The sequence below is a fragment of the Nocardiopsis trehalosi NBRC 14201 genome (assembly GCF_001552555.1).
Taxonomy (GTDB): Bacteria; Actinomycetota; Actinomycetes; order Streptosporangiales; family Streptosporangiaceae; genus Nocardiopsis_B; species Nocardiopsis_B trehalosi.
This window is the reverse complement of record NZ_BCRK01000351.1, coordinates 1-1,354: the sequence shown is the minus strand read 5'-3', so window position 1 is coordinate 1,354 and position 1,354 is coordinate 1. Positions and strand designations below refer to the sequence as shown.

Genomic DNA, 1,354 nt, shown 5'->3' with positions numbered 1-1,354 from the left:
GACCCCCTTGAGGTGAGGGCCAAGGAGAAGGGGCTGAACTACGTCAAGCTCGACGGTGAGGTGGGCATCATCGGCAACGGTGCGGGCCTGGTCATGTCGACGCTGGACGTGGTGGCCTACGCCGGCGAGGCCCACGGCGGGGTCAAGCCCGCCAACTTCCTCGACATCGGCGGCGGGGCCTCGGCCGAGGTGATGGCCAACGGCCTGGAGATCATCCTGGGCGACCCCTCGGTGCGCAGCGTGTTCGTCAACGTCTTCGGCGGGATCACCGCCTGCGACGCGGTCGCCCACGGCATCGTGCAGGCGCTGGAGCTGCTGGAGGGGCGCGGCGACGACGTGTCCAAGCCCCTGGTGGTGCGCCTGGACGGCAACAACGCCGAGCTGGGGCGGCGGATCCTCAGCGAGCGGGCGCACCCGGCGGTGCGCCAGGTGGACACCATGGACGGCGCCGCGGCGCAGGCCGCCGAGCTGGCCGCGGCGAAGTAGGGGGCGGGTTGCGCTAATGGCTATTTTCCTGACCGAGGACAGCAAGGTGCTGGTGCAGGGCATGACCGGCGCGGAGGGCACCAAGCACACGCGCCGCATGCTGGCATCGGGCACCAAGATCGTGGGCGGGGTCAACCCGCGCAAGGCCGGGCAGAAGGTCGACGTCGACGGCACCGAGGTGGCGGTGTTCGGGTCGGTGGCCGAGGGCATGGCCGCGACCGGGGCCGACGTCACGGTGATCTTCGTGCCGCCGCGGTTCACCCGCGACGCGGTCATCGAGGCGATCGACGCCGGGATCGGGTTGGCGGTGGTGATCACCGAGGGTGTGCCGGTGCACGACACCGCGGCGATCTGGGCGCACGCCAACGCGACCGGGAACCGGACGCGGATCATCGGCCCCAACTGCCCGGGTCTGATCACGCCGGGGGCCTCCAACGCGGGGATCATCCCGGCCGACATCACCAAGCCGGGGCGGATCGGGCTGGTGTCGAAGTCGGGCACGCTGACGTATCAGATGATGTATGAGCTGCGTGACATCGGGTTCTCCACGGCGGTGGGCATCGGTGGCGATCCGATCATCGGGACGACGCACATCGACGCTTTGGCGGCGTTCGAGGCCGATCCCGACACCGATGTGATCGTGATGATCGGGGAGATCGGCGGGGACGCCGAGGAGCGTGCGGCGGAGTTCATCAAGGCGAACGTGTCCAAGCCCGTGGTGGGGTATGTGGCGGGGTTCACCGCGCCTGAGGGCAAGACGATGGGGCACGCGGGTGCGATCGTGTCGGGGTCCTCGGGGACCGCGGCGGCCAAGCAGGAGGCGTTGGAGGCGGCCGGGGTGAAGGTCGGCAAGACCCCCACCGAGACC

General features: G+C 70.1%; 1 protein-coding gene and 1 pseudogene. Both read left to right on the top strand.

The annotated features are described in order from the left end of the window. A pseudogene (locus tag NT8_RS28080) lies at nt 1-486 on the top strand (ADP-forming succinate--CoA ligase subunit beta); the annotation flags it as partial. A gap of 16 nt (nt 487-502) precedes the next feature. After that, a partial coding sequence (sucD, locus tag NT8_RS28075; RefSeq protein WP_067976103.1) for a succinate--CoA ligase subunit alpha occupies nt 503-1,354 on the top strand: 852 nt, incomplete at its 3' end.